A 25,236-nucleotide genomic window follows, 5' to 3' on the forward strand; every position below is an offset into this window, starting at 1 on the left:
AGCGATAGACACCTCCACGTCTTCGCAATCCCCACCGAGTTGGAGGACTCGTGCGCAGAACCTTCCTCGCCGCGGCCGCGGCCGCGGCCACCCTGATGCTGGCGATCCCGGCGTCGGCGGCCGAGCCCACGCCCGGGGCGCCCGGGGTGGGCGACCCCTACTACCCCGACTACGGCAACGGCGGCTACGACGTCGCGCACTACGATCTGCGGCTGCGCTACCAGCCCCGGAACGACCACCTGAAGGGCACCGCCACCCTCCTGGTGAAGGCCACCCAGGACCTCTCCCGCTTCAACCTCGACTTCGCCCTGGACGTCCGCGAGGTCCGGGTGAACGGCCGCGTCGCGGACGTCGCCGCGACCGGCGCCCACGAACTGGAGGTGACGCCGGACCGGCCGCTGACGAACGGGCAGCGCGCCACCGTCGTCGTCCGCTACGCCGGCACGCCGTCGGAGGTGGAGGTGAACGGCTTCACCTCCTGGCACCGCACCCCGGACGGCGGCGTGGCGGCCAACGAGCCGGAGGCCGCCTGGTGGTGGTTCCCCAGCAACGACCACCCGACCGACAAGGCCACCTACGACGTCAGCGTCGCCGTCCCGGACGGCACCCAGGCGGTCAGCAACGGTGTGCTCGCCTCGCAGCGCTCCGAGGCCGGCTGGACCCGTTGGAACTGGCGGTCGGCCGAGCCCCAGGCCACCTACCTGGCGACGCTGGCGGTGGGAAAGTTCGACCTCACCACCGACACCACCGCCGGCGGACTGCCCGTGCTCAACGCCTACAGCCGCGAACTGGGCCCGCACGAGGGCGCGGCGCGCGCCAGCATCGAGCGCACCGGCGAGGTGACCGAGTGGCTGGAGGGGTACTTCGGCGCCTACCCGTTCCACGCGATCGGCGGCTACGTGCCCGACACCGACACCGGCTACGCCCTGGAGACGCAGACCCGGCCGTTCTACAGCCCGCGCAAGTTCCAGCACGGCTCGAACGTCTCGGTCGTGGTGCACGAGATGGCGCACCAGTGGTACGGCAACAGCGTGTCGCTGGAACGCTGGAGCGACATCTGGCTCAACGAGGGCTTCGCCAGCTACGCGGAGTGGATGTGGTCGGAACACGCCGGTGAGGGCACGGTCGCGGAACTGGCGGCCTACGCCTACGCCTCCGTCCCGGCCGACGACGACTTCTGGACGGTCGAGCCCGGCGACCCGGGCCCGGAGAACCAGTTCCACGGCGCGGTCTACAACCGCGGCGCGATGGCCCTCCAGGCGCTGCGCACCGAGATCGGGGACCGGGACTTCTTCGCCGCACTGAAGGGCTGGCAGCGCAAGCACGCCGGCGGTGACGCGTCGATCGACGAGTTCGTCGCCTACACCGAGCGGAAGTCCGGCGAACAGCTCGACGCGCTGTTCGACACCTGGCTGTTCCAGCCGTCGAAGCCGGCCGTCGGGCCGAACGGCGCGGCAGGCGGAGTCGACCGGAGCGCCGCCTCCGCGGGAGTGCCGGACCAGCCGGAGTCGTGGAAGAAGATCCAGGCCGCCCACGAGGGAGGCCACGGCCATCGCTGAGGGTGCTCCTCGGGGCGTCAGCCGGGGTAGGTGCCCGCGCGGTGCTGCGCGCGGGCACGCCGGGCCGCGGGGAAGTACCGCAGCCGTTCCGGCAGGACGACCGCGGTCACGCGCACGGCCCACCCGAACCGGCGCAGCCGCCGCTCCTGACGGCCCGTCCAGGGCAGTCCGGCGGCCTGCCGCGCCTCGGGCGGCAGCAGGCCGACGGTGACGAACGCCCGCAGCCGGAGGAACGGCGGTCGCAGCAGCGGCCACAACACCCGCAGTGGCGTCCGCAGCGCCGCCGGACCACCGGTCGGTGCGGGTACGGCGGCCGTGAGCGAGACCAGCTCGCGCAGCACGGGGGTGCTCTCGATCTCGTCGTCCAGCATCCGCCGGTAGTAGGGCCAGAACGCGGCGAGGGTCTGCGGCATGTCGCGGTCCCCGAGGCCCAGCACACGGCCCACTTGGAGCCATTCGGCGTACAGCCGGCGCTCCTCCTCCTCGGTGAACGGGCGGCCCAGGTAGCCGCGGGCGTGCCGCATCACCGGGAAGCCGGTGGCGTGCACCCAGGCGTACGTCGCGGGGTCGAGGGCCCGGTAGGCCCGTCCGTGCGCATCCGTACCGCGGACGCCGGCGTGCAGGGTGCGCAGCCGGCGCCCCTCCTCCCGCGCCCGATCGCCGCCGTAGACCCACAGCAGCACGCTGTCCAGGGACCGCCGGGCGCGGCCCCACGGGTCGGTGCGGAAGACGGAGTGATCGTCGACGCCCGCGCCGACGGCGGGGTGGGCGACCTGGAGGGCCATTGCAGGGGGCAGCGTGAGCACGGTGCGCACGTCGCCGGTCAGGTCCCAGAGGAGGCCGCCGGGCGGCGGCGGCCCGGGCTCCTGCGGCGGGTGCCGCACCGGCCGTGGGGCGGCGGTGTCCTTGTGCACGTTCCCATGATGCGCCTGCGCGACCGGTTCCCGCAGGCTTTTACAGTGATGGTGAGACAGCCATACTGTTACACCACGGACGGTCAGCGAGGAACGGAGAGGCGCCGGCGATGGACGACCACGAGGACGGCCGGGACCGTGCACGGGCCGCGCGGGACGCGCCGCCGGAGGCGGACGCGCTGACCGTCGACCAGCTGGCGGCGCGCGCCGGGGTCACCGTGCGCACCATCCGTTTCTACAGCACCCGGGGGCTGCTCCCGCCGCCCACCATCGGGCCCCGCAGGGTGGGCCGGTACGGCCCGGACCACCTGTCCCGGCTGGCGCTCATCGAGGAGCTGCAGGCGCAGGGCATGACCCTCGCCGCGATCGAGCGCTACCTCCAACGCCTGCCGGACGACATCTCCCCGCACGAGCTGGCCCTGCACCGGGCGATGGTCGCCTCCTGGATGCCCGACACCGTCGACGAGGCGACGCGCGGACAGCTGGAGAGCCGTGTCGGCAGGGCGCTGACGGACGACGACCTACGGCGGCTGGAAGCGCTGAGCGTGCTGGAGCCGACCGGCGACCCGGACCTGTTCCGGGTCGACCCGGGCATGATCCACCTGGGCGTCCGGCTGCTGGACGTGCCCATCTCGCAGCAGGCCATCCTCGCGGCGCGGGACGTGATGCTGGAGCACACCCGGTCCGCGGCGCGTGCGCTGAGCACGCTCTTCCGCGACGAGGTGTGGCAGCCCTACCGCGAGCGGGAGGACGACCCGGAGCAGGTCGCCCGGATGAAGTCGCTGTCCGCGCACATGCAGCCGATGGTGGTGCAGGCGCTGGTCACCGCCTTCCAGCGCTCGATGAACGAGGAGCTGCGCGAGGTGTTCCCCGCCGAGGCCGCACCGGAGGGCGCGCCGTCCCGTGCCCCGGCAGGGGACGACGGGGCACGGGACCGCTGAACCGGCGACCGGGGCCTACGGCGTGTCGGTGAAGGTCTCGCCCTGCTCCGCCTTCGCCGCGAGCAGCGGCGGTACGGCGAACCGCGCGCCGTAGCGGGCCTCCAGCTCGCGGGCGCGGGTCACGAAGCCGGGCAGACCGCCGGCGTAACCGTTGACGTACTGGAGAACGCCGCCGGTCCACGGCGGGAAGCCGATACCCATGACGGAGCCGATGTTCGCGTCGGCGACGGAGGTGAGCACGCCCTCCTCCACGCAGCGGACGGTGTCCAGCGCCTCCACGAACAGCATGCGCTCCTGGAGTTCGCCGAGGTCCGTCCGCTCCCCCGCCCGGGTGCCGGCGCCGAAGTGCTCGCGCAGTCCGGGCCAGAGGCCGAGGCGCTTTCCGTCCTCGTCGTAGTCGTAGAAGCCGGCGCCGCCGCTGCGGCCGGTACGGCCGAACTCGTCGACCATCCGGTCGATCACCGCGTCCGCCGGGTGGTCCGGCAGGGTCCTGCCCTCCGCCTCGAGCGCCTGCCGGGTCTCGTTGCGGATCCTGCGGGGCAGGGTGAGGGTCAGCTCGTCCATCAGCGAGAGGACCTTGGCGGGGTAGCCGGCCTGGGCGGCGGCCTGTTCAACGGTGGCGGGCTCGACGCCTTCCGCCAGCATGGCCACGCCCTCGGTGATGAAGTGGCCGATGACGCGGGAGGTGAAGAAGCCGCGCGAGTCGTTGACGACGATGGGGGTCTTCCGGATCTGCCGCACCAGGTCGAACGCGCGGGCGAGCGCGGTGTCGCCGGTGCGGGCGCCGTTGATGATCTCGACCAGAGGCATCTTGTCGACCGGCGAGAAGAAGTGCAGGCCGACGAAGTCCTCCTGCCGCTGCACGCCCTCGGCGAGAGCGGTGATGGGGAGGGTGGAGGTGTTGGAGCACAGCAGTGCGTCGGGGGCGACGACGTCCTCGATCTCCTGGAAAACCTTGTGCTTGAGCGCCGGGTCCTCGAACACCGCCTCGATGACGGCGTCGCAGCCGGCGAGGTCCTGCGGGTCGGCGGTCGGGGTGATACGGGCGAGGAGCGCCGCGCGCTTCTCCTCGGTGGTGCGGCCGCGGGACAGCGCCTTGTCCTCCAGCTTCACCGCGTAACCCTTGCCCTTCTCCGCGGCCTCCCGGGAGACGTCCTTGAGGACGACGTCGATGCCGGCGCGGGCGCAGGTGTAGGCAATGCCGGCGCCCATCATGCCCGCACCCAGCACACCGACCTTGCGCACGGTCCGTTCCTCGACGCCGTCGGGGCGGCTGCGGCCGGAGTTGATGGCCTGGAGGTCGAAGAAGAAGGCCTGGATCATGTTCTTCGCGATCTGGCCGGTGACCAGTTCGGTGAAGTACCGGCTCTCGATGACCTGCGCGGTCTCGAAGTCGACCTGCGCGCCCTCGACGGCGGCGGCGAGGATGTTCCGCTGTGCGGGGTAGGGGGCGCCGCTGGTCTGCTTCCTGAGGTTGGCGGGGAAGGCGGGCAGGTTGGCGGCGAACTTCGGGTTCGAAGGGGTGCCGCCGGGCATGCGGTAGCCGGGCGTGTCCCAGGGCTGGGCAGACTCCGGGTGCGCGTCGATGAAGGCGCGGGCGGCGGCCCGCATCTCCTCCTCGGTCTGCACCACCTCGTGCACCAGTCCGACCTTCCTCGCCTTCTCCGGCCGGTGCTGCTGCCCCTGCAGGAGGACGTTCAGCAGCGCGTCGGCGATGCCGAGCAGGCGGACGGTGCGGACCACGCCGCCACCTCCGGGCAGCAGGCCGAGGGTGGACTCCGGGCACCCGATCCTGGAGCCCCGCGCGTCGAGGGCGACCCGGTGGTGGCACGCGAGGGCGATCTCCAGACCGCCGCCGAGCGCGGCACCGTTGATCGCGGCGACGACGGGCTTGCCGAGGGTCTCGATGCGGCGCAGGTCGCGCTTGATGCCCATGCCGGCATCGAAGACCCGCTGCGCGTCCTCGGGGCGGGCCCGGATCAGGTCGCGCAGGTCGCCGCCGGCGAAGAAGGTCTTCTTGGCGGAGGTGACGACGATGCCGCGGACGGAGTCCTTCTCGGCCTCCAGACGGTCGGCGGTCGCGGCGAGCGAGGCCTTGAACGCCTCGTTCATGGTGTTGGCGGACTGGTCGGGGTCGTCGAGGACGAGGGTGACGATTCCGGTGTCGTCCTGCTCCCAGCGGATGGTGGAGGACGCGGCGGTTTCTGCCATGGCGGTGTGAGCTCCGTGAGGGTGGGCGAAGGGGGCGGTGCGGCGTTTCAGAGGCGTTCGACGACGGTGGCGCAGCCCATGCCGCCGCCCACGCAGAGCGTGGCGAGGCCGTACCTCTGGTCGCGCCGCTCCAGCTCGTCCACGAGCGTGCCGAGGATCATCGCGCCGGTGGCGCCGAGCGGGTGGCCCATCGCGATGGCGCCGCCGTTGACGTTGACCTTGTCCAGGGAAAGGCCCATGTCGCGGACGAAGCGGAGCACGACCGCGGCGAACGCCTCGTTGATCTCGACCAGGTCGATGTCGTCAATGCTCAGACCCGCCTTCGCAAGGGCCTTCTTCGACGCGGGTGCGGGTCCGGTCAGCATGATCGTCGGGTCCGCGCCGGAGACGGCGGCGGAGACGATGCGCGCCCTCGGCCGCATGCCGTACCGCGTGCCGACCTCGGCGTTGCCGATGGCGACCAGCGACGAACCGTCCACGATGCCGGAGGAGTTGCCCGCGTGATGGACGTGGTCGATCCTCTCGACCCAGTGGTACTTCTGAAGGGCGACGGCGTCGAAGCCGCCGAGGTCGCCGATGTCGGCGAAGGAGGGCTTGAGCCCGGCGAGGGTGTCGGCGGTGGTGCCGGGGCGGATGTGCTCGTCGCGGTCCAGCACGACCAGGCCGCTGCGGTCCTTCACCGGGATGACGGACTTCTCGAAGCGGCCCTCCTTCCACGCGTCCACCGCCCGCTCCTGGGAGAGCGCGGCGAACTCGTCCACGTCGCGGCGGCTGAAGCCCTCGATGGTGGCGATGAGGTCGGCGCCGATGCCCTGCGGGACGAAGCCCGTCTCGAAGCTGGTCATGGGGTCCATGGCCCAGGCGCCGCCGTCGGTGCCGAGCGGCACGCGGGACATGGACTCCACCCCGCCGGCCAGGACGAGGTCCTCCCAGCCGGAACGCACCTTGGCCGCCGCGAGGTTGACGGCTTCCAGGCCGGAGGCACAGAAGCGGTTCTCCTGCACCCCGGCCACGGTGTCGGGCAGCCCGGCGGCGATGGCGGCGATCTTCGCGATGTCGGAACCCTGGTCGCCGATGGGCCCGACCACGCCGAGCACCACGTCGTCGATGGCGGCCGGGTCCAGGCCGGGGTTGCGGCGGCGCATCTCGTGCATCAGCCCGACGACCAGGTCGATGGGCTTGGTGCCGTGCAGGGCGCCGTTCGCCTTGCCGCGCCCGCGCGGGGTGCGGATGGCGTCGTAGACGTACGCTTCGGTGCTCAAGGTCAGCAGCCTTTCGTGCGTGCTCGGAAAGGGGGTCCGGGATCCGGTCGGGGCGGGGCGGGTCGAGGCGGGGCGGGGCGGGGCGCCGGATCGTCAGGAGAGCAGGGAGCGGCCGATGATCTCCTTCATGATCTCGGTGGTGCCGCCGTAGATGGTCTGGACGCGCGCGTCGGTGTACGCCCGGGCGACGGGCTGCTCGTTCATGTAGCCGTAGCCGCCGTGGAGCTGGAGGCAGCGGTCGGTGACGCGCACCTGGAGTTCGGTGGCCCAGTACTTGGCCATGGAGGCGTGTGCCGCGTCCAGGGTGCCCGCGGCGTGGTCGGCGATGCACCGGTCGACGAACGCCCGGGTGACGGCGCACTCGGTGGCCATCTCGGCGATCTGGAACCGGACGTGCTGGAGCTTCGCCAGCGGACGGCCGAACGCCTGGCGCTCCTTCACGTAGGCCGTGGTGAGGTCCAGCACGTGCTCGGCGGCCGCCGCGGCGGAGACCGCGATGGTCAGCCGCTCCTGCGCCAGGTTGGTCATCAGGTGGACGAAGGCGCCGTGGAGCTCGCCCAGCAGGTTCTCCTTGGGCACGCGGACGTCGTCGAAGAACAGCTCCGCGGTGTCCTGGGACTTCTGGCCGACCTTGTCGAGGTTGCGGCCGCGGGCGAAGCCCGGCGCACCGCGTTCGACGACGAGCAGGCTCAGGCCCTTGGCGCCGCCCTCCGGAGTGGTCCTGGCGACCACGACGACGAGGTCGGCGAGGATACCGTTGGAGATGAAGGTCTTTGCGCCGTTGAGCAGCCAGTGGTCGCCGCGGTCCTCGGCGGTGGTGCGGATGCCCTGGAGGTCGGAACCGGCGCCGGGTTCGGTCATGGCGACGGCAGTGATCCTCTCACCGGTGCAGAACCCGGGAAGCCAGCGCTGCTTCTGCTCGTCGGTGGCCAGCGAGGTCAGGTAGGGGCCGATGACATCGTTGTGCAGGCCGATCGCGAGGCCGGGGGCTCCCGCGCGGGCGAACTCCTCGGCGAGCACGGCGGCGTAGCGGAAGTCGGGCTCCCCGCCGCCGCCGTACTCCTCGGGCACGGCGAGGCCGAGCAGCCCCTGCCGTCCTGCGGCGAGCCAGGCGTCGCGGGAGACGATGCCGTCCCGCTCCCACTGCGCGTAGTGCGGCTCGACCTCCTTGGCGAGGAAGGTGCGCACGGTCTGCCGGAACGCCTCGTGATCCGGGGTGAAGATCTGTCGCTGCATCAGGCGGTGGCTTCCTTCCACGGGGTGGCGTGTGCCGGCAGGTCCCAGTCGCGGGCCACTTCGGCGGCGTGCGCACCGGGCCGGGCGGGCGGGGTGCGCACGGCTCCGGGCGTGGCGGAGAACCGGGGTGCCGGGGCGGGCTGGACGCGGCCGTCGTGCTCGACGAAGGTGCCGCGGGCGGCGAGGTGCGGGTGCCGGGGGGCCTCGGTGAGGGAGAGGACGGGTGCCACGCAGGCGTCCGAACCGGCGAAGTCTTCGCTCCACTCGTCGCGGGTGCGGGTGCGGAAACGGGCGGCGATCCGCTCACGCAGCTCCGCCCACCGGGTGGGGTCCTCGCGCGGCGGCAGCTCGTCGGGGCTGAGACCCAGGCGGTCCAGGAACTCGGCGTAGAAGGCGGGCTCCAGGGCTCCGACGGCCATGTGCCCGCCATCCGCTGTGGCATAGGTGCCGTAGAACGGTGCACCGCCGTCGAGCAGGTTGGCGCCGCGGGCGTCCTGCCAGCTGCCGGCGCCCATCATGCCGTGGATCATGGTCGTGAGGTGGCTGGTGCCGTCGACGATGGCGGCGTCGACGACCTGGCCGGCGCCGCCGGGGGTACGGGCGTGCTGGAGGGCGGCGAGCAGGCCGATCACCAGGTAGAGCGAGCCGCCGGCGTAGTCGCCGAGCAGATTGGCCGGGGCGTACGGCGGTCCGCCGGCCGGTCCGGCGAGGCCGAGGGCGCCGGTGACGGCGATGTAGCCGAGGTCGTGTCCGGCGCGCGGGGCGAGCGGCCCGTCCTGTCCCCAGCCGGTCATCCGGCCGTAGACCAGGCGAGGATTGCGGGCGAGGCACTCGTCGGGACCGACGCCGAGGCGCTCGGCCACGCCGGGCCGGTTGCCCTCGACGAGCAGGTCGGCGCGTTCGGCCAGGTCCAGCACGGCGGCGACGCCTGCCTGGGTCTTGAGGTCGAGGACGACGGACCGCTTGTTGCGGTTGGTCAGGTCGGCGGCCGGGTCGATGCCGAGGAGGGGCCCGCCCGGCCGGTCGACGCGGACCACGTCGGCCCCGAGGTCGGCGAGCAGCATGGCGGCGAACGGGCCGGGGCCGATTCCGGCCAGTTCCACCACCCGGACACCCGCCAGCGGACCGCCTTCGCGGGTGTCCCGGGCCGTGCCGTGCTCCGCAGTCATCGAACCCCCAGTCGGTTCCGGGCGGCGGCATGCCCGTCGACCATCTGTATGACACCAATGATGTAACACCGATGATGCTAAGCAGTCGCTTGCCCTCGCACAAGCCCCGCCGGACACAGGAGGGCGGGCCGCCCCGAGGGACGGCCCGCCGTGTGGTGCGGAGGTGCTGGTGTACTGCCCGTCAGATGATGCTGACGCCGTAGGCGCTGAGCGCCTCGGTGACCGGCTGGTAGAAGGTGGTGCCGCCGGAGGAGCAGTTGCCGCTGCCGCCGGAGGTCAGACCCAGGGCGGTGCTGCCGGAGAACAGGGCGCCGCCGCTGTCGCCGGGCTCGGCGCAGACGTTGGTCTGGATCATGCCGTACACGATGCCGTCGGCACCGTAGTTGACGGTCGCGTTGAGGCCGGTGACGGAGCCGCCGTGCAGGCCGGTGGTGGAGCCGCTGCGCTGGACGGACTGACCGACCGAGGCGTTTCCGGCCCCGGTGATCTCCTGGTAGCTGCCGTTGTACAGGTAGACGCGGCCGTCCGCGGCACCCGGGTTGGAGTGCTGGATGATGCCGTAGTCGTTGCCCGGGAAGCTGGTGCCGGCGCGGGTGCCGATGGACCACGAGCTGCCGATGTTGGTGCAGTGACCCGCGGTGAGCGCGTACTTGGTGCCGCTGCCGTTCTGCACGTTGAAGCCGAGCGAGCAGCGGGCGCCGCCGGTGGTGATGGCCTCGCCGCCGGCGATCAGCTTGGTGAACTCGCCCTTGGTGCGGTTGATCTCGAGGGCGGAGTCGGTCTTGACGGTCTGCTTGATCTTGGCGATCTCCGCCTTGCTCACGGTGCTGTCGACGGTGACGACGACCTTGCCGGACTTCGCGTCGGTGTACCAGGCGGTACCCGCGATGTCCGACTTCAGCACGGCGCTGTCAACCGCCTTGAGCTGAGCCGCCGTGGCCTTGGGGCCGTCGTTCTCGACCGCTGCGGCGGTGGGGGTGACGAGCGCGCCGACCGCCAGGAGTCCGGTGGCCACTGCCATGGTGCGCGCACGTCCTGCGAATCTGATCCTCACGGAAATCCTCCGGTGCTGTGGGGGAACGGCCGGTGGGGACGGCCGCTGCCCAGCGCTACATTGACATGTCTGCGCCAGGCATTCGCCAGCATCACGGAATGGCAAAGCGGCGGCAAGGTGTGTTTCCGGTCACGTCCGCGACCGGCCTCCCACCAGGGCACGGAGTGCCATGTCGGGCCGCATGAGCCGGCTCGGCGGATCGAGCAGATTGGACACACGGGTGAAGGTCCGGGCCACTGAGGCATCGTGCTCGGCCGCCGCCTGCAGGCGGGCCACATAGCGGTTGACCAGTCCGTTCACGGCGGTCCGCCGCCCCTCAACGCCCGGGAAGGCGAGGTCCGCCCCGGCGGCCATCTGCCACGGGGCGTCCACAACCGGCCGAATGTCCGAGAAGAAGCGTTTCGAATCCGGCACCGCCCCTCCGGCCAGCTGCCGTCGCAACACCCGCGCCTGGAGGGCGGCGACGCTCATGCCCTGCCCGTAGAGCGGGTTGAAGCTGCACACGGCGTCGCCGACCACCAGCAGCCCGGCCGGGAACCGGCGCAGCCGCTCGTACCGGCGGCGCACGCTGTACGGGAAGCGGTGCAGCACGGGGTCGTCGAGCGGCTCCGCGGCCTCCACCACCTCATGCACGTCCGGCCGGGACAGCGACTTGGCGAAGTTGCGGTAGCCCTGGTCGTCGGTGGGCGGGTGGTCGCCCAGCAGCCCGAAGAGCGTGACGACGAACCGCTCGCCTTCGACGACCTGCACGAACGCGCCACGCAGGCTGTCCTGTGTGGGCCCGAGGATCACCGCCACGTCGCCGTCGAGCATGCCCGGCTCCCGGCGGTAGTGCCGGGTGACATACGCCAGGTCGACGCCCACCCGCTCCTCGACGGGCTCGTCGTAGCCCAGTTCGGCGATCCGGTGCGGCGTGCGCGAGCCGCGGCCGGTCGCGTCCACGACCAGGTCGGCGGCGAGGCTCTCCTCCACGGCGCTCTCGGCGAGCGGCCGCACCCGTACGCCGGTCACCCGGGTGCGGTCGCCCGAGGCCTCCAGGCCCACCACCTCGGTGCGTTCGCGCAGCCGGACGCCGGGGTGGGCGGCGAGACGACGGCGCACGTAGCTCTCCAGGAACGGGCGGCTCGCGGCGAGGCCCGTCAGCCCGATCGGGGTCTGTTTGAGGCGGCGGCCCATGGTGAAGAACCGCAGGTCGCCGAGGACGTCGCCGGTCGGCACACCGGCCGCCACGAGTGCGTCGGTGGAGCCGGGCAGCAACTCCTCGATGGCCTCCCGGCCCGCGGCGAGCAGGCCGTGCGCATGGCGTCCCTGCGGTACGCCGCGCCGCGGCTGGGAACTCGTCTCGGTACGGAGTGCGTCCCTGTCGCACACGATCACTTCGCCGTACGCCTCGGTGAGCGCCTGCGCAGCCAGCAGCCCCGCGATGCTCCCGCCCAGTACGACGGCGACCCCGCCTGCGCTGCTCTGCCCGTCCGTCACGTGCGCCTCCCTGTTCGCGCTGTGGAGGCGCACAGATTAGGCCGCGCGGCCGGTTTCGGTCCCCCGCCTCACCTGGAGTCGAGAAGTGCCACCAGTTTCTTGGGCGCGATGAGGCGGTAGCTCTCCTCGGTCCACTCGCACAGCAGCTCCGCGGCGGGCGCACCCTTCTCCTCCAGCGGCACGGACACCCATCCCGACCGGCCCAGGCCGTAACCGGCGGGCGCCGCTCCGGGGAAGGACAGCGCGTGCTCGTGGAGGTCCGGATCCCGGAGCTTGAGGGTGACGCCGAGGGGGTAGCCGCCGCCGTCGCTGCCGAGGAAGACGAAGATCTTCTTGTTGACCTTGACGACCGCGTCGTCCTCCCACGGGAACTCCTCGGCCGCACCGGGCAGGCCGAGCGCGAAGTCCCGCACCGCGTCGCGTGCGCGCACCGCCGCCTTCGGCGGGGGTCCGGGCGTCTCCTTCTTGGGGCTCACGCCCTCACGGTACGCGCCCCCGCCGACATGCGCCCCCGGCTTGGGCTTCCTTCCCCTCGGTCCGACCTCGGTCCGTGACGGCCGCGGCGGCCACGGCGTCCCGGTCGTCGTCGTAGGCGACGTCGACGCCGGTGACGAGCGCCCCGGGGGCGCCGGGGGCCGGCGTCCGGTCCGCGCGCTCGATCCGCGCCCGCAGCGCGTCCTGCACGGCGAGCGCCTCCGCCTCGGTGCGCGGCCAGGGAGCGCCGGGCGGCGCCCCGCGGCCGGTGATCACGTCCATGACCGCGCACCCCAGTGCTGTGGCCGCGGTCAGCCGCCGACGCGGTCCAGCCGGGCGACACCGATGTGCGCGTCGGCCATGCCGTAGAACACGTACCGGACGCCGTCGACCTCCTCGATCGCCGTGGGGAAGACCACGTTGGGCACGGTGCCGGACTTCTCCTCCTCGGTCTCCGGGGCGAGCATCGGCGCGTCGCTGCGGGCCAGGACCCGGCTGACGTCCTCGGGGTCGAGGATCATCGCGCCGGCGGAGTAGGTGAGCCGCTGCTGGTCCTGCGGGTCGTGGCTGTCGGCCATCGCCCCGGCGACGCCGTGGTGGAGGAGCAGCCAGCCCACCTCGACCCGGATCGGTGCCGGGCCGGCGCCGATCTTCAGCTCCTCCCAGGGGTGTTCGGACAGCGCCACCAGCCGGTGGTCGCGCAGCCGCACCAGCGCGGTGACGTCGCGCTCCACTTCGGCGGCGGGCACGTACGACACCCAGATGCCGGGGCGGTCGTCCGTGACCCCGGCCGGGAGGTGGACACCCTCGCCGTCGCGGAACCAGCCGAGGTCCCACATCGGACGGTGCAGCATGGCGTAGGCGGGTTCGCCGTCGGGGCCGGGCACCGGCTCGGGGAAGAGAACGGCGTCCTTGTTCGGGAAGAGGTTCAGGTCGGTGTCCAGGCCGGCCTGGTAGGCGAAGTGCATGGGCCCCAGGCGCCGCCAGTCGCGCAGGTCCTCGGACACGGCGAGGGCCAGCCGCGGGCCGAGCGGCCCGTAGGCGACGTACGTCATCACGTGCAGGCCGAGGCGCGGCACCCAGGTGATGCGCGGGTCCTCGGTGCCCGCGTTGTTCAGCCCGCGCTCCCAGCCCTCGTCGGGGGCGAGGACGACGCCGCGCCGCTCGACGCCCGAGGGCACGCCGTCCGTGAGAGTCACCTCCGCGAGGCCCACACGGGAGACGTTGCCCTCGGCCACGATGCGGGGCAGCAGGTGGAGCCGGCCGTCGGGGGTGCGGCCGCTGGCCGGGTTGAGGACGCCTTCGGCCTCGTTCGGGTCCGCGGGGTCGGGCGCCATGACGATGCCGAGGCGGGTGAGGGTGTAGGGGATGTCGGTGCGAGTGGGGATGTCGGTGCTCAAGAGGTCAACCCTTCACGCCTGAGCCGATGTCGGTGGACAGGAAGCGGCGCTGGAACGCGAGGAACAGCGCCACAGCCGGGCCGGCGAGGACGCACGCCCCGGCGAGGATCGCGCCGTACGGGTTGGCTGCCCGCCCGGCGACGTTGGAGATGTAGTTGGCGAGGGCGACCGCGAGCGGCTGCATGTCCGGGTCCTTGGTGACCAGGAACGGCCACAGGAACTCGTTCCACGGACCGATGAAGGTGAGCAGCACGGTCGTCAGCAGCGCGGGCCTGCAGAGCGGGACGGCGATCCGCAGCATGATCTTCAGCTCGCTCGCACCGTCGATCCGGGCGGCCTCGAACAGCTCGCGCGGGAGCTGGAGAAAGAACTGCCGGAAGACGAACACCGCGGTGGAGTTGATCGCGAACGGCAGGATCACCCCGAGGTGGGTGTCGGCAAGGCCGTAGCCGCGCACGATCAGGACGTACAGCGGGATCATCAGCAGGTGGAACGGCACGAGCTGCACCAGCAGTACCGTGCCGAAGACCGCCCCGCGCCCACGGAAGTGCAGTTGGGCCAGGGCGTATCCCGCCATCAGACCGAACACGACGGTGCACAGCAGCACTCCCCCGGTGAAGACGCCGGAGTTGGCCAGCGCCCGCAGCAGCGGCACCCGTTCGTTGATGGCCGCGTAGTTGGCGAAGGTCAGGGCCGACGGGTCGGGCAGGATCGCCGACGGGTCGGAGCTGGGCTCGGGCTGCAGCGAGCCGATCACCATATAGGCGAAGGGGAAGAGGAAGACGACTGCGCCGGCGGTCAGCAGCAGCAGGCGTACGGTCCGGCTCCTGCCGCGACGCTGGACGGGCCCGGTGGTGGCGGCGGTGGTGGTGGCGTGCATGCCGTGTCAGCCCCTCTCCAGCAGCTTGCGGTTGACCAGCGACACCAGCAGCACGAAGAGCACGAGCAGCACGCCGATCGCGGCCGCCACGTCCGGCTCCCCCTGCTCGATGCCGCGCTGGTACATCAGCAGCACCGGCGAGGCGGAGGCGCCGTCCGGGCCGCCGCCCCCGGTGAGCAGGTAGGGCTCGGTGAACAGGTTGGCGCCGGTGATGGTCGCGACGATGACGACCAGCGTGGTGGCGGGCCGTACGCCGGGGACGGTCACCGCCCAGAACGTGCGCAGCCGCGAGGCGCCGTCGATGCCCGCGGACTCGTACAGCTCCTTCGGGACGTTCTGCAGCGCGGCGAGGTAGAGCATGATGAAGAACCCGAGCTGCTTCCAGGCGACGAACACGGCGATCAGCGGCATGGCCAGGGTGCTGTTGACCAGCCAGGACGGCTCGGGGGCGAGCGGGCCGAGCACCTTGTTGACCAGCCCGCCGGTGCTGAACAGCCAGAGCCACACGCCCACCACCGCGACCGAGGCCGTGATGTAGGGGACGTAGTAGGCGGCGCGGAAGAAGCCGCGCAGCGGCAGCTTGGCGTTCAGGGCTGCGGCCAGCACGAGGGAGAGACCGGCCGTCAGCGGGACGTTGATGAGCAGGAAGACGATCACGTTGCCGAACGCCTGCCGGACGCCGGGGTCCGTCAGCACCGTCGCGTAGTTGTCCAGACCCACGAAGGGGTGTTCGACGACCGCGGTGGGCGCGGCGAAGAAGTAGTCGTGGAAGGACATCCACACCGCGAAGCCGAAGGGATAGGCGAACACCACGGCCACGAAGGCGAGGTAGGGGCCGACGAACCCCAGCCCGAGGAGGTTGCGGCCCAGGGCGCCCCCCGTGGACCGCCGCGCCACCCCGGGCCGGGCTCCGCCGCGCGTCACTGCCGGGCCGCCAGCTTCTCGGCCTCGTCCGCAGCCTTCCGCAGCGCGTCGGACGGGTCCTCCTTGCCGAAGATCACCGAGCGCGAGTAGGCGTCGCGGAAGGTCTGCCAGATCGTGATCGAGTTGGGCACGCCGGGCACCTCGACGGTGCGGGACGCGGCCTCGGCATACGGGGTGTACTGCGGCTTCTTCTCGAAGAAGTCCGCGTACGCGGTGGTGAGGTCCTCGCGCACGGGCATCTGCCCGGTCAGCTCCAGCAGCTTGCCGTCCTGCTGCTCACCGGTGGCGAATTTCAGCACGTCCCAGGCGGTGGCCCGGTTCTGGCAGGAGGTGTACATGCCGACGGACTTGGCGTCGCTGAAGGTGCGGGTCTGCTCGGCCGGAACGCCCTTCGAGGTGGGGACGGGCACCGTGCCGAAGTCGACCTTGCCGTCGTACACCTTGAGCGCCCACGGGCCGGCGATGGTCATCGCGGCCTCGCCATCGGCGAAGGCGTCGCCGTTGTACTTCTCCTTCTGCGAGTACCCCTCGGCGTACATGGTGTGCCAGAAGTCGGCGACGCGCCGCCCCTCGGGGCCGTCGAAGGCGGCCTCGCCGTCCTCCAGGAGCTGCCTGCCGCCGCTCTCCGCGGCGAACAGCGGGTAGAAGTCGAACCAGGGCTGGAAGAACTCGGAACTGGGAGCGGGCCAGATGGCGGCCTTGACGCCACCGTCCTCCACCAGCTTCTTCGAGGCGGCGTGGAAGTCGTCGTAGGTGGCGAGGCGCGGGTTTGAGGGGTCCAGCCCGGCCTTCTCGAAGACCTTCTTGTTGTAGGAGATCATCACCGGGTTGGACTTCCACGGCAGCTGGTGGTAGCTGCCGTCCTCGGAGGTGTACTGGCCGGCGAGCGCCCCGGAACGCTTCTCGATGTGCTCGGCGGCGCCGGGGAAGTCGTTCAGCGGCACCAGCCCGCCCTGCTTGTGGAACTTCGGCACGGCGGCCGGGGCGGTGTTGAAGACCAGGCAGGGCGCGTTGCCGGCGGTGATGGCGGCGCCGATGACCTCCTCGGAGGACTTGCCGGCGGGGATCTCCTGGGCGGTGACCTTCTGGTCCGGATGGTCGGCGTTCCACGCCGTCACCATCTGCTCGGCCCAGGCGATCTCCTCCGGGTTGTTGGCGTACCAGATCTTGATCGGCCCCCGGGACTTCGCGGCCTCGTCGCTGCTCTGTCCGGAACCGGTGCCGCAGGCCGCCAGTGGCAGGACCAGCAGTGCGGCGGCGAGGGGAAGGGCGCGGGCGCGTTTCATGCGGGACTCCCTGGTTCGGGTGCGGTGGGCGCGGGGGGTGGGGAGAGCGGGCGCGGGGAGGCGGGCGGGCCGGGGGTGCGCGGCGGCGGTGCCGTGGAGCGCCGCGGGACGAGCTCGGCGGGCGGCAGCGCGACGTGTTCCGTGGTGCCGCCGTCCGGCTGCTCCACGTGGCGCAGGAGCAGGCGGGCGGCGGCCCGGCCCATGCCGAGCGCGTCCACCCGCACGGTCGTCAGCGGCGGATGGACGTGGCCGGCGAGTTCGGTGTCGTCGAAGCCGGTGACGGAGAGGTCGTCGGGGATGCGCAGGCCCCGCTCGTGGGCGACCGTGATGCCGGCGATGGCCATCAGGTCGTTGGCGTAGACGATGGCGGTGGGTGCCTCGGGGGATGCGAGGAGCCCGCGGGTGGCGGTGGCGCCGCCGGCCGCGGTGAAGTCGCCGACGACCTCCGCGCCGGGCGGCAGGCCGAGGCCCGTCATCGCCTCCCGGAAGGCGGTGCGACGGCCGCTGCCGTGCACGAACTCCTGCGGTCCGGCGACGTGCGCGATCCGCCGGTGGCCGAGCCCGGCGAGGTGCTCGACGACAGCCCCGACGCCGCTGCGCTCGTCCAGCGTGACGGCCGGGAACGGCGAGTCGGCGTCGGGGAGCTGCAGCGTGACAGCGGGAAGCCGCAGATCGGTCAGGAGCTTCAGCCGCGGGTCGGTCCCGACGCGCAGGTCGGTGAGGAACACGCCGTCGACGCGGCCGTCGGCGGCAAGCCGCCGGTAGCCCTCGGCCTCCTCCTCCCACCCGCCGGTGACCACGCGCAGCAGCAGGGCGTGCCCAGCCTCGGCCAGTTCGGTCTCGACGCCGGCGATGAAGGCGGGGAAGAACGGGTCGGCGCCGAGCAGTTCGGGCGGGCGGGCCATCACCAGGCCGAGCGCGAAGGCGCGGGAATGGGAAAGCGCCCGGGCCCGGTGGCTGGGGCGGAAGCCCAGCTCCTCGGCGGCGGCGAGGATGCGGGCCTTGGTGGCCGGGGCGACGCCGGGCCGGTCGTTGAGCGCGAAGGACACCGTGCCCTTGGAGACGCCCGCGGCGCGGGCTACGTCGGCGATCGTCGGGCTTCTGCGCACGGGCTCTCCAGGGCGGCCGAGGTCGGTGTGGGCGGTCTGCGCAGCGCCGGAGGGCCGTGGCGGGCCTCGGGCGGCGGTCACGCTGCGTGGTGCTCGTGGATTACCAAACCGGTTTGAACGATTCCCTGTCAAGACGTTCCGCGCCTTGTTTTCAAACCGGTTTGAAGATAGGACCTACCCCGACACGATCTGCCCCGAGGACTGCGGAGGCCGGGCATGAGGGTACGTTCAGCAAGAGCCGCGCGAGGGCGCGGCGTGACGGTGTCGCTGCTGGTGGCGCTGGGCCTGGTGACCGGCGTCGCGGTCGCCCCGGCGGCCATTCCCGAACCGCGCCCGGCCGGCTCGGCGGCCGGGAAGCACGACCGTCTCACCAACCTGGCGCACCTGGACTTCCTGCGGGACTCGGTCACTCCGCCCGTCCAGGACGGTCACTCCACGTACGGGCCCGCCGAGGAGCCGATCGGCGTGCTGTGGACCTACGCGGAACCGGACCCGGACCATCCGGACGGCCCGTACCGCAGGATCGGCGGCGGTACGCACGACGAGAAGGCCGGCACCTGGTCGCAGGGCGCCTTCAACGCGGACGACGTCTCCCGCGCGGCCGTCGTCCACCTGCGGCACTACCGGGCCCACGGCGACGAGCACAGCCGCCGCGCCGCCCGCGACCTGCTGCGCGGCCTGGCCTACCTCCAGACCACCACCGGCCCGGACGCCGGGAACGTGGTGCTCTGGATGCAGCCGGACGGCACCCTCAACCGCAGCGCCGAGCCGAAGGAGGAGCCCGACCCCTCCGACTCGGCACCCTCGTACTGGCTGGCCCGCACGGTGTGGGCGCTCGGCGAGGGCTACGCGGCGCTGAAGGACTCCGACCCGGACTTCGCCCGCTTCCTGCGTGAACGGCTGCTGCTGGCCGTGGACGCGCTGGACCGCCAGGTGCTCGCCCCGCACTACGGCACGTACCTGCGGGCCGACGGACGGCGGGTGCCGGCCTGGCTCATTGCGGACGGCGCGGACGCCACGGGCGAGGCACTGCTGGGCCTGTCGGCGTACGTCAAGGCCGCGGAGGACGGAAGTGGCGGCGAGGGCGGGGAGGTCCGCGCGGTACGGCGCGCGCTGCTGCGGTTCGCCCGCGGGGTCGCCGAGCAGTCCGCCGGCGGCACCCGCACGTGGCCGTTCGGCGCGGTCCTGCCGTGGGCGAAGTCCCGCACGATGTGGCACGGCTGGGGCGGCCTCGCCCCCGCCGGGCTGGCCCGCGCCGCCGACGTGCTGGACGACCGCACGCTGCTGCGGCCCGCCGTCCGGGACGCCGCCTCCTTCACCCCGCACCTGCTGGTCGCCGGCGGGCCGGACAACGGGTGGCTCCCCACCCCGGGCGACCGTTCGCAGATCGCCTACGGCGCCGACTCACGGGTGCAGACGTTGCTGGCCGTCGCCGAGGAAACCGGACGCCCCGGCCTGCGCGACGTCGCGGCCGCGGCGGCGTCCTGGTACTTCGGGGCCAACCCGGCCGGCGCCCGGATGTACGACCCGGCGACCGGCCGCACCTACGACGGGGTGAACGCCGACGGCACGGTGAACCGCAACTCCGGTGCCGAGTCGACCATCCACGGACTGCTGACGATGCTCGCCCTGGACGACGCCCCGGGCGTGCGCGACGGCGCCCGGATCGCCCGGGTGACGGCGCGGGAGACGGGACGGACGGTCGAGGCCGAGGACGCCCGTCCCGGCGACGGCGCCCGGGTCGTGACGCCCGAGTCCGCCTGGACCGGCGAGAGCCAGTGGAGCGGCGGCGCCTACGTGGCCCTGGCCGACGGCGGGCGACTGCGCGTCGGCGCGGGCGAAGCCGGCGGGCAGGACCGGCTCGTGCTCCCCGTCGCTCACCGGTCGGAGAACCGCACGGGTGTCAACACGCGCTGGCGCGACGGCGACGGGCGGACGCTGGGCACGGTGCGGCACGACGGCGCCGGAGCGCAGGGCGTCACCGCCGCACCGGGAGCCCTGGAGATGGTCACCCTGCCCCGCGTACTGGCCGACGGCGAGGCGGAGTTGACGGTCACAGCGCGCAGCATGGGCGGCGCGCAGGCACGGATCGACGCGGTCGTGCTGCAACCGCTGGTCGAGCACGTGGTGACGGCGAGCGAGAACGGCCGGCACGGCCGCGCCCTGCTGCGCAGCTTCGCCGCCGACCGCCGCACGGTGACCCTCGCCGTGCCCGGCGACGGCCCGGCGACCGTGCGCGTCCACGACGCGTCCGGCCGTCTCGTGGACCGGTCGCACACCCGGCCCGGTACGGACGTGAGGGTGACCGTGGCTCCCGGCGGTTTCACGGTCGTGACGCGCTGAGCAGCACGGGTTCGCGGTCCAGGGCGAGGCCGAAGTGGTCGCGGTAGGCGGCCAGCACCTCGTCCTGGTCCGCGAGTTCGCGTTCCTCCCGGCGGCCGTCGGGCGCGCTGAGGACCAGGTTCCGGCCGCTGAGGGTGGCCCGTCCGCCCTCCTCTGTGAGCCGGGAGCAGACCAGGGAGCGGGTGAAGTGCGACCGCGGCGAGGTCCGGTTGTACCAGCAGCCGACCTCGAAGTCCCGGAGCTCGCGGGCCCGTTGCTCCAGCCGGTACTGCGGGCTGCCGTCCTGGAGCACGTCCAGGTCGCCTTCGGCGGCCGGGACCAGCCGGAACGTCCCGCCGGGGTCGTGCTGGTCACCGGTCCCGGCCAGGTCGAGCGGGTGGTGGCTGTGCTTGCCGAACCCGACGTCGGCCAGCCACGCCGATCCGTCGGCGGCCTCGACGCGCAGCGCCAGGTGGTCGTACGGGATGCCGGGGCGCCCGTCGGAGAACACCCGCGCGGCGAGCCGGGTCACCCGGTAGCCGAGGGCGTCCAGCAGCGCGGCGAAGGCCCCGTTGAGCTCGTAGCAGAAGCCGCCCCGCCGACCACCGACGATCTTGTCCACCAGCGCCTCGTCGGCGAGGACGATGTCCTCACCCAGGTGGATCGACAGGTTCTCGAAGGGGACGGAGGTCAGGTGACGGCGGTGCAGGTCCCGCAGTGCTTCCGCCGTCGCGCCCTCCGGGCGCTCGGCTCCGATCCGCTGCAGGTACGCCGCCACCGCCGCATTGTCCATCCATCCAGTATCCCCGCTCAACGCGGACGCCGGACGCCGGACCCGGACCCGGGGCAGTCCCGGCGTTCCGGCGTCCGGCGGGAGCGCGCCGCGGTGAGCGTGCTACCAGCCCAGCCGGGCGACGCGGCCGTCCTCGCCGGACGCCCAGCAGGCGAGGTCGGCGGTGCAGTCGACCGTGTCGAACGAGCCGTCGTCGACGGTGTGCCAGGTGCGGCCGCCGGTCAGGGTGAGGTCGGTGCCGGTGGGACCGACGGCCAGCGCGAGGTGACGGGAGTACGGCAGCCACGCGGCGCCGGAACGGTACTCGGGCACCGGACGGTCGCTGACCCGCCAGGTGGCGCCGCCGTCGACGCTGACGGCGGAGGCGTTCGGCGACTGCTCGCCCGGCTCGTAGTCGCCGCCCACCGCGATGCCGTGCCGCCGGTCGCGGAAGGCGAGGGCGAAGACGCCCCGGGCCGGTTCGCCGGCCGGGATCGCGGCGTCGGAGACGGTCCAGGTGCGGCCGCGGTCGGCGGAGTGGTAGATCCGGGCCTTCTCCGCGCCTCCGCCGGCCATCCACACGTCGCGGGTGCCGTGACCGACCAGGCACTGGCCGCTGGCGGCGAAGTTGTACTCGTCGGTCTGCGCTGGCGGCATGCCGTCGTCGGGGAGCACCTCCCAGCTCCGGCCGCCGTCGTGGGTGGACAGGATGCGGAAACGGCCGTCGACGGGATCACTCACGGCCAGTCCGTGTCGCCGGTCGAAGAAGGTCATGCAGTTGTAGAACGCCGTTGGCGTGTCGTTGCGGAAGGTCTCCGTCCATGTGGCGCCGCCGTCGTCGGTGCGGAAGACCCGGGAGTCCTCTCCCGCCCCGATCGCCAGCACCACGGCGCTGCGCGCGCCGAAGGCCTCCACGTCGCGGAACTCCAGTTCCTGCCCGGGCGGAGAGACGTCCTGCCAGCCGCGGCCGCCGTCCGTGGTGCGCAGCACCGTGCCGCCGCTGCCCGCCACCCAGGCGGTACGGCGGTCGACCGCGTCCAGGCCGCGGAAGCGGGAATCGGTACCGGTGTCCTTCAACGACCAGACGGAGCCCGAATCCGCGCCGCCCAACAGCCTCGCGACGTCGCCGCGCGCCTCGCGTGCGCCCCGCTCGCCCGCGGTGGCCGCGCCCGTGCCGAGCAGCGCGACCGTCACCGCCCCGCACACCGCGGCCGACACCGTACGCCTCAGCTTGCCCATGCCTGTCATGGGCACGGAACCTAGCCCACGCGGTGGCACCGCGCCAGCGTCCCGTCCGGACGGTTCCCGGGCGGGGAGGGACCTCACCTCAGGCGCCGGCCAGGGCCCGCTCGGCGAGGATGATGGTGACGAATCCGGACGCCAGAACGGCCGTGGCGACGCGGGTGCGGCCGCGGCGGCTGAGCACGATCGCGGTGCCGGAGAGTATGAGGGCGACGCCGTAGCCGCCGACGGTCAGCAGGGACGGGGCGCTGCCGAGGCGCAGCACCAGCGCCACGGCGACGACGCACATCACCACACCCGACACCACCGCGCGCACCCTGCGCGCCTGACGCGGCGTCATTCCCGTGCGCGGTTCCGGGGCTTCGGCCTCGTCCTCGTCGCCTTCCGCAACGCCCCCGTCGAGCTCGCGGTCCCCGTCGGACGCGTCGCCCGGCCCGTCCTGGGATGCGGTGCCGGGGGGCGCCGGCGGGCTCTTCGTGGTCAGCGAGACGGGCGGCGCGGCGCCGGCACCCGCGGGCTCCCCGCCAGTACGGTCCTCACCCCGGCGCTCCTCCGAGCCGTCCACCTGGTCGTCCCCGTGCGCGGCCATCGCCGAACCTCACCTTCCCCTTCCCCCGGCCCCCTGCGGTGGCCCGGGAAGGGGAGGTTACCCGCACGGATGATCGCCCGCCCGGCCGCCCCGGCGAGTGCGGCACGGGAGTGGTGCGCGCCGGCCGGTATCGCCGGCAGCACCGCGACCTCGGCGGCCAGTCCCCGCGCGGCGATCACCCGGCGGAGGGAGGCGAGCAGGGTGTCGTCGCCGACGAACGCGGCGACGGCCGCGGCGTCGTCCGGGCGCCCGCCGCCCCGCGGCGAACGACTCCCGCCGCCGGGCGGGCGCCCGAGGTAGCGGACGGCGACGGGCTGCACCGGGACCCCGGCGTCCAGGGCCGCCTGAAAGACGGCGTTCCGGTACCGGCCTCCCCGGCCGCGGCCGCACCACGTGCCGCCCTCGGGAAAGGCCACCACGGTGGACCCCGCGCGCAGGAGCCGCGCCAGTGCGGCGATCGTGCCGGGCAGCGCCCGCAGACGTGCCCGGTCAACGAACACCGTGCCGCCCCAGGCGGCCAGCCGGCCGAGCACCGGGTAGCCCGCGATCTCCGCCTTGGCCAGCATCCGCCCGGGCCGTACGGCCGCGAGCAGCACGACGTCCAGCCATGAGATGTGGTTCGCGACCACCAGCACCGGCCCGGCTGGGGGCGGGACGGCGGACGGCCGCAGGTGGACGCCGAGGGCGCGCAGCAGGGTCCGGGCCCAGAGGCGGGCGACGGCCGGTGCCACGGGCCGCCCGCGGACCGCGGGGGCGCAGACGAGACCGGCGGCGAGGACGGCGGCCAGCGCGCCCCACCGGGCCAGGCGCCGGGCCGTGCCGACGACGGGCGCGGCGGCGGGCAGGCAGCGGGCGGTGGTGCACGCCGGCACGGGCAGCCAAGGGTGCGGCCCGGCGCGGGTGCCACTCCCCCGGCAGCCGTACCCGCCCGCGCCGGTCACGCCCGCGCCGGTCACGCGGGGACCAGGGAGAGGAAGCGCCGCAGGTAGCGGGGGTTGATGCGGCGCACGTCGAGCAGCACGTACAGGTCGGCCACGCCGAACGCGGAGTCGTGCGCGGGCGGGCCGCACACCTGGGCGCCGAGTCGCAGGTAGCCCCGGAGCAGCGGCGGCAGCCGGTGCGCCGCGACGGAGGCCGTGTCGTGGTTCCGCGGCGGCAGCCACGGCAGGTGTGGGCGCACGCGGTACGTCTCGGGAGCGAGGTGGCGTGCGGCGACGGTGCGCCAGACGGCGGCGGCCTCCGCGCCGCCGTCGGCGAGCGGCAGCGAGCAGCAGCCGGCCAGCCAGTCGAGTCCGCGGTCGGTGAGGTAGCGGGCGATGCCGGCCCACATCAGGGAGATCACACCGCCGTCGCGGTGGCCGGGGTGCACGCAGGAGCGGCCCACTTCGACCAGGTCCGGCCGCAGGCCCGCGTGCGCGGAGAGGTCGAACTCGGTCTCGGCGTAGAGGCGTCCCGCGATCCGGGCGCGTTCGGGCGGCAGCAGCCGGTAGGTGCCGACGGCTTCCCCGGTGAGGGTGTCGTTCACCAGCAGATGGTCGCAGTAGGCGTCGAACGGGTCGATGTCGAGGCCCGGTTCCGGGCCGGTCAGCCGGGCCCCCAGCTCACCGGCGAAGACGTCGTGGCGCAGGCGCTGCGCGGCGCGTACCTGCGCCTCGTCCCGGGCCAGGGAGACGGTGTAGCGGGTGGGTGCGGCGGAGGGCTGGGGCTGAACGGTGGTGGTCATGCCCCCGTTGATGCCGGACCGGTCTGGATTCGACGTGACAGGACAGGGGACCCGGGGTGTGGGCCCCCTGAACTCCCCCGCCGGCCGCTTCCCCGGTGACCGGAGGGGGAAGACGCGAGGGCGGCGCGGGAACGCTCCGGCCGCGCGCCGCGCTCGACTTCGTGCCCGTCGGGGCAGAGGATCGGGGGCACGGGACGTCGCGGCGCCTGCCGCGCCCCGTAGACGGACGGATGAGACGGAAGGACTGATCGTGGCCACCACGCGCACCGCGCACACCGTATGGAACGGCGCTCTGCAGGACGGCGAGGGAACCGTCACCTTCGACTCGTCCGGCATCGGTTCGCAGCCGGTCTCCTGGCCGTCACGTGCGGAGGAGCCGAACGGGAGGACCAGCCCGGAGGAGCTGATCGCGGCCGCCCACTCGAGCTGCTTCTCGATGGCGCTGTCCGCCGGTCTGGGCAAGGCGGGCACGCCGCCCACCCGCCTCACCACGCAGGCCGAGGTGACCCTGCAGCCGGGCACCGGCATCACCGGCGTCCACCTGACCGTCGAGGGCGAGGTGCCGGGCATCGACGAGAGCGCCTTCGTATCGGCGGCCGAGGACGCCAAGAAGAACTGCCCGGTCAGCCAGGCGCTGACGGGGACCGAGATCACCCTGTCGGCCAAGCTGGCCTGACGGCCGGCGCACCA

22 protein-coding genes and 1 pseudogene are annotated in these 25,236 nt (G+C 73.2%); 4 read left to right on the forward strand and 19 right to left on the reverse strand.

Annotation, left to right across the window (positions count from 1 at the left end; all coding sequences use genetic code 11):
• Nucleotides 1–95 precede the first annotated feature (95 nt).
• Nucleotides 96–1,559: a M1 family metallopeptidase gene (locus E4198_RS01945; protein WP_136185129.1), complete on the forward strand. Its 1,464-nt coding sequence runs from the start codon at nt 96–98 to the stop codon at nt 1,557–1,559.
• Between the two features lie 17 nt (nt 1,560–1,576).
• On the opposite strand, the gene E4198_RS01950 is transcribed toward E4198_RS01945, so the two are convergent.
• Nucleotides 1,577–2,473 carry an oxygenase MpaB family protein gene (locus E4198_RS01950; RefSeq protein WP_247597511.1) on the reverse strand — a complete coding sequence of 299 codons (897 nt, stop codon included), beginning with the start codon at nt 2,471–2,473 and terminating at the stop codon, nt 1,577–1,579.
• A 110-nt stretch (nt 2,474–2,583) separates the two neighbouring features.
• Between E4198_RS01950 and E4198_RS01955 the strand changes: the two genes are divergently transcribed.
• On the forward strand, nt 2,584–3,414 hold the full coding sequence (locus tag E4198_RS01955; RefSeq protein WP_136181591.1) for a MerR family transcriptional regulator: 831 nt from the start codon (nt 2,584–2,586) through the stop codon (nt 3,412–3,414).
• 15 nt (nt 3,415–3,429) lie between these two features.
• On the opposite strand, the gene E4198_RS01960 is transcribed toward E4198_RS01955, so the two are convergent.
• The 13 genes and pseudogenes from E4198_RS01960 to E4198_RS02020 form a co-directional block, all read right to left on the reverse strand.
• Nucleotides 3,430–5,625: a 3-hydroxyacyl-CoA dehydrogenase NAD-binding domain-containing protein gene (locus tag E4198_RS01960; RefSeq protein ID WP_136181592.1), complete on the reverse strand. Its 2,196-nt coding sequence runs from the start codon at nt 5,623–5,625 to the stop codon at nt 3,430–3,432.
• Nucleotides 5,626–5,672: 47 nt separating this feature from the next.
• Entirely contained in the window at nt 5,673–6,887 is a 1,215-nt protein-coding gene (locus tag E4198_RS01965; RefSeq protein ID WP_136181593.1) for an acetyl-CoA C-acetyltransferase, read from the reverse strand.
• A 93-nt stretch (nt 6,888–6,980) separates the two neighbouring features.
• Nucleotides 6,981–8,123 carry an acyl-CoA dehydrogenase family protein gene (locus E4198_RS01970; RefSeq protein ID WP_136181594.1) on the reverse strand — a complete coding sequence of 381 codons (1,143 nt, stop codon included), beginning with the start codon at nt 8,121–8,123 and terminating at the stop codon, nt 6,981–6,983.
• Nucleotides 8,123–9,292 (reverse strand): CaiB/BaiF CoA-transferase family protein, encoded by a 1,170-nt coding sequence (locus E4198_RS01975; RefSeq protein WP_136181595.1) that lies wholly within the window; start codon nt 9,290–9,292, stop codon nt 8,123–8,125. The genes E4198_RS01970 and E4198_RS01975 overlap by 1 nt, the downstream gene beginning before the upstream one ends.
• 181 nt (nt 9,293–9,473) lie before the next feature.
• Nucleotides 9,474–10,313: a S1 family peptidase gene (locus tag E4198_RS01980; protein WP_136181596.1), complete on the reverse strand. Its 840-nt coding sequence runs from the start codon at nt 10,311–10,313 to the stop codon at nt 9,474–9,476.
• A gap of 162 nt (nt 10,314–10,475) precedes the next feature.
• The gene (locus E4198_RS01985) at nt 10,476–11,825 is read right to left on the reverse strand and encodes an FAD-dependent monooxygenase (RefSeq protein WP_136181597.1); all 1,350 of its coding nucleotides are present in this window, start codon (nt 11,823–11,825) and stop codon (nt 10,476–10,478) included.
• 68 nt (nt 11,826–11,893) lie between these two features.
• Nucleotides 11,894–12,301, reverse strand: a complete 408-nt coding sequence (locus E4198_RS01990; protein WP_247597512.1) for an MmcQ/YjbR family DNA-binding protein — start codon at nt 12,299–12,301, stop codon at nt 11,894–11,896.
• Between the two features lie 76 nt (nt 12,302–12,377).
• Nucleotides 12,378–12,581: pseudogene (locus tag E4198_RS01995) on the reverse strand (hypothetical protein); the annotation flags it as partial.
• 29 nt (nt 12,582–12,610) lie between these two features.
• A complete protein-coding gene (locus E4198_RS02000; protein ID WP_136185132.1) occupies nt 12,611–13,636 on the reverse strand; it encodes a glycosidase in 1,026 nt (341 codons plus the stop codon).
• 67 nt (nt 13,637–13,703) lie between these two features.
• Nucleotides 13,704–14,579 (reverse strand): carbohydrate ABC transporter permease, encoded by an 876-nt coding sequence (locus E4198_RS02005; protein ID WP_210732765.1) that lies wholly within the window; start codon nt 14,577–14,579, stop codon nt 13,704–13,706.
• Nucleotides 14,580–14,585: 6 nt separating this feature from the next.
• Entirely contained in the window at nt 14,586–15,476 is an 891-nt protein-coding gene (locus tag E4198_RS02010; RefSeq protein WP_247597513.1) for a sugar ABC transporter permease, read from the reverse strand.
• A gap of 23 nt (nt 15,477–15,499) precedes the next feature.
• The gene (locus E4198_RS02015; RefSeq protein WP_136181599.1) at nt 15,500–16,789 is read right to left on the reverse strand and encodes an extracellular solute-binding protein; all 1,290 of its coding nucleotides are present in this window, start codon (nt 16,787–16,789) and stop codon (nt 15,500–15,502) included.
• On the reverse strand, nt 16,786–17,898 hold the full coding sequence (locus E4198_RS02020; protein ID WP_136181600.1) for a LacI family DNA-binding transcriptional regulator: 1,113 nt from the start codon (nt 17,896–17,898) through the stop codon (nt 16,786–16,788). The genes E4198_RS02015 and E4198_RS02020 overlap by 4 nt, the downstream gene beginning before the upstream one ends.
• A gap of 255 nt (nt 17,899–18,153) precedes the next feature.
• On the opposite strand from E4198_RS02020, the gene E4198_RS02025 reads away from it, so the two are divergent.
• Entirely contained in the window at nt 18,154–20,241 is a 2,088-nt protein-coding gene (locus E4198_RS02025) for a hypothetical protein (RefSeq protein WP_136181601.1), read from the forward strand.
• On the opposite strand, the gene E4198_RS02030 is transcribed toward E4198_RS02025, so the two are convergent.
• The 5 genes from E4198_RS02030 to E4198_RS02050 all read right to left on the reverse strand — a co-directional run bounded on the left by E4198_RS02030 (nt 20,222) and on the right by E4198_RS02050 (nt 24,546).
• On the reverse strand, nt 20,222–21,013 hold the full coding sequence (locus E4198_RS02030; RefSeq protein ID WP_136181602.1) for an arylamine N-acetyltransferase: 792 nt from the start codon (nt 21,011–21,013) through the stop codon (nt 20,222–20,224). The genes E4198_RS02025 and E4198_RS02030 overlap by 20 nt on opposite strands.
• Before the next feature lie 102 nt (nt 21,014–21,115).
• Nucleotides 21,116–22,240: an oxidoreductase gene (locus tag E4198_RS02035; protein ID WP_136181603.1), complete on the reverse strand. Its 1,125-nt coding sequence runs from the start codon at nt 22,238–22,240 to the stop codon at nt 21,116–21,118.
• A gap of 79 nt (nt 22,241–22,319) precedes the next feature.
• Nucleotides 22,320–22,574 (reverse strand): hypothetical protein, encoded by a 255-nt coding sequence (locus E4198_RS02040; protein ID WP_136185135.1) that lies wholly within the window; start codon nt 22,572–22,574, stop codon nt 22,320–22,322.
• A 140-nt stretch (nt 22,575–22,714) separates the two neighbouring features.
• Nucleotides 22,715–23,695, reverse strand: coding sequence for a lysophospholipid acyltransferase family protein (locus tag E4198_RS02045; protein ID WP_247597514.1), 981 nt, complete (start codon nt 23,693–23,695; stop codon nt 22,715–22,717).
• Between the two features lie 80 nt (nt 23,696–23,775).
• Nucleotides 23,776–24,546: a GNAT family N-acyltransferase gene (locus E4198_RS02050; protein ID WP_136181604.1), complete on the reverse strand. Its 771-nt coding sequence runs from the start codon at nt 24,544–24,546 to the stop codon at nt 23,776–23,778.
• A gap of 250 nt (nt 24,547–24,796) precedes the next feature.
• Between E4198_RS02050 and E4198_RS02055 the strand changes: the two genes are divergently transcribed.
• On the forward strand, nt 24,797–25,222 hold the full coding sequence (locus tag E4198_RS02055; protein ID WP_136181605.1) for an OsmC family protein: 426 nt from the start codon (nt 24,797–24,799) through the stop codon (nt 25,220–25,222).
• The last annotated feature ends 14 nt before the right edge of the window (nt 25,223–25,236 follow it).

It is taken from the genome of Streptomyces sp. RKND-216 (genome assembly GCF_004795255.1).
Lineage (GTDB): Bacteria > Actinomycetota > Actinomycetes > Streptomycetales > Streptomycetaceae > Streptomyces > Streptomyces hazeniae.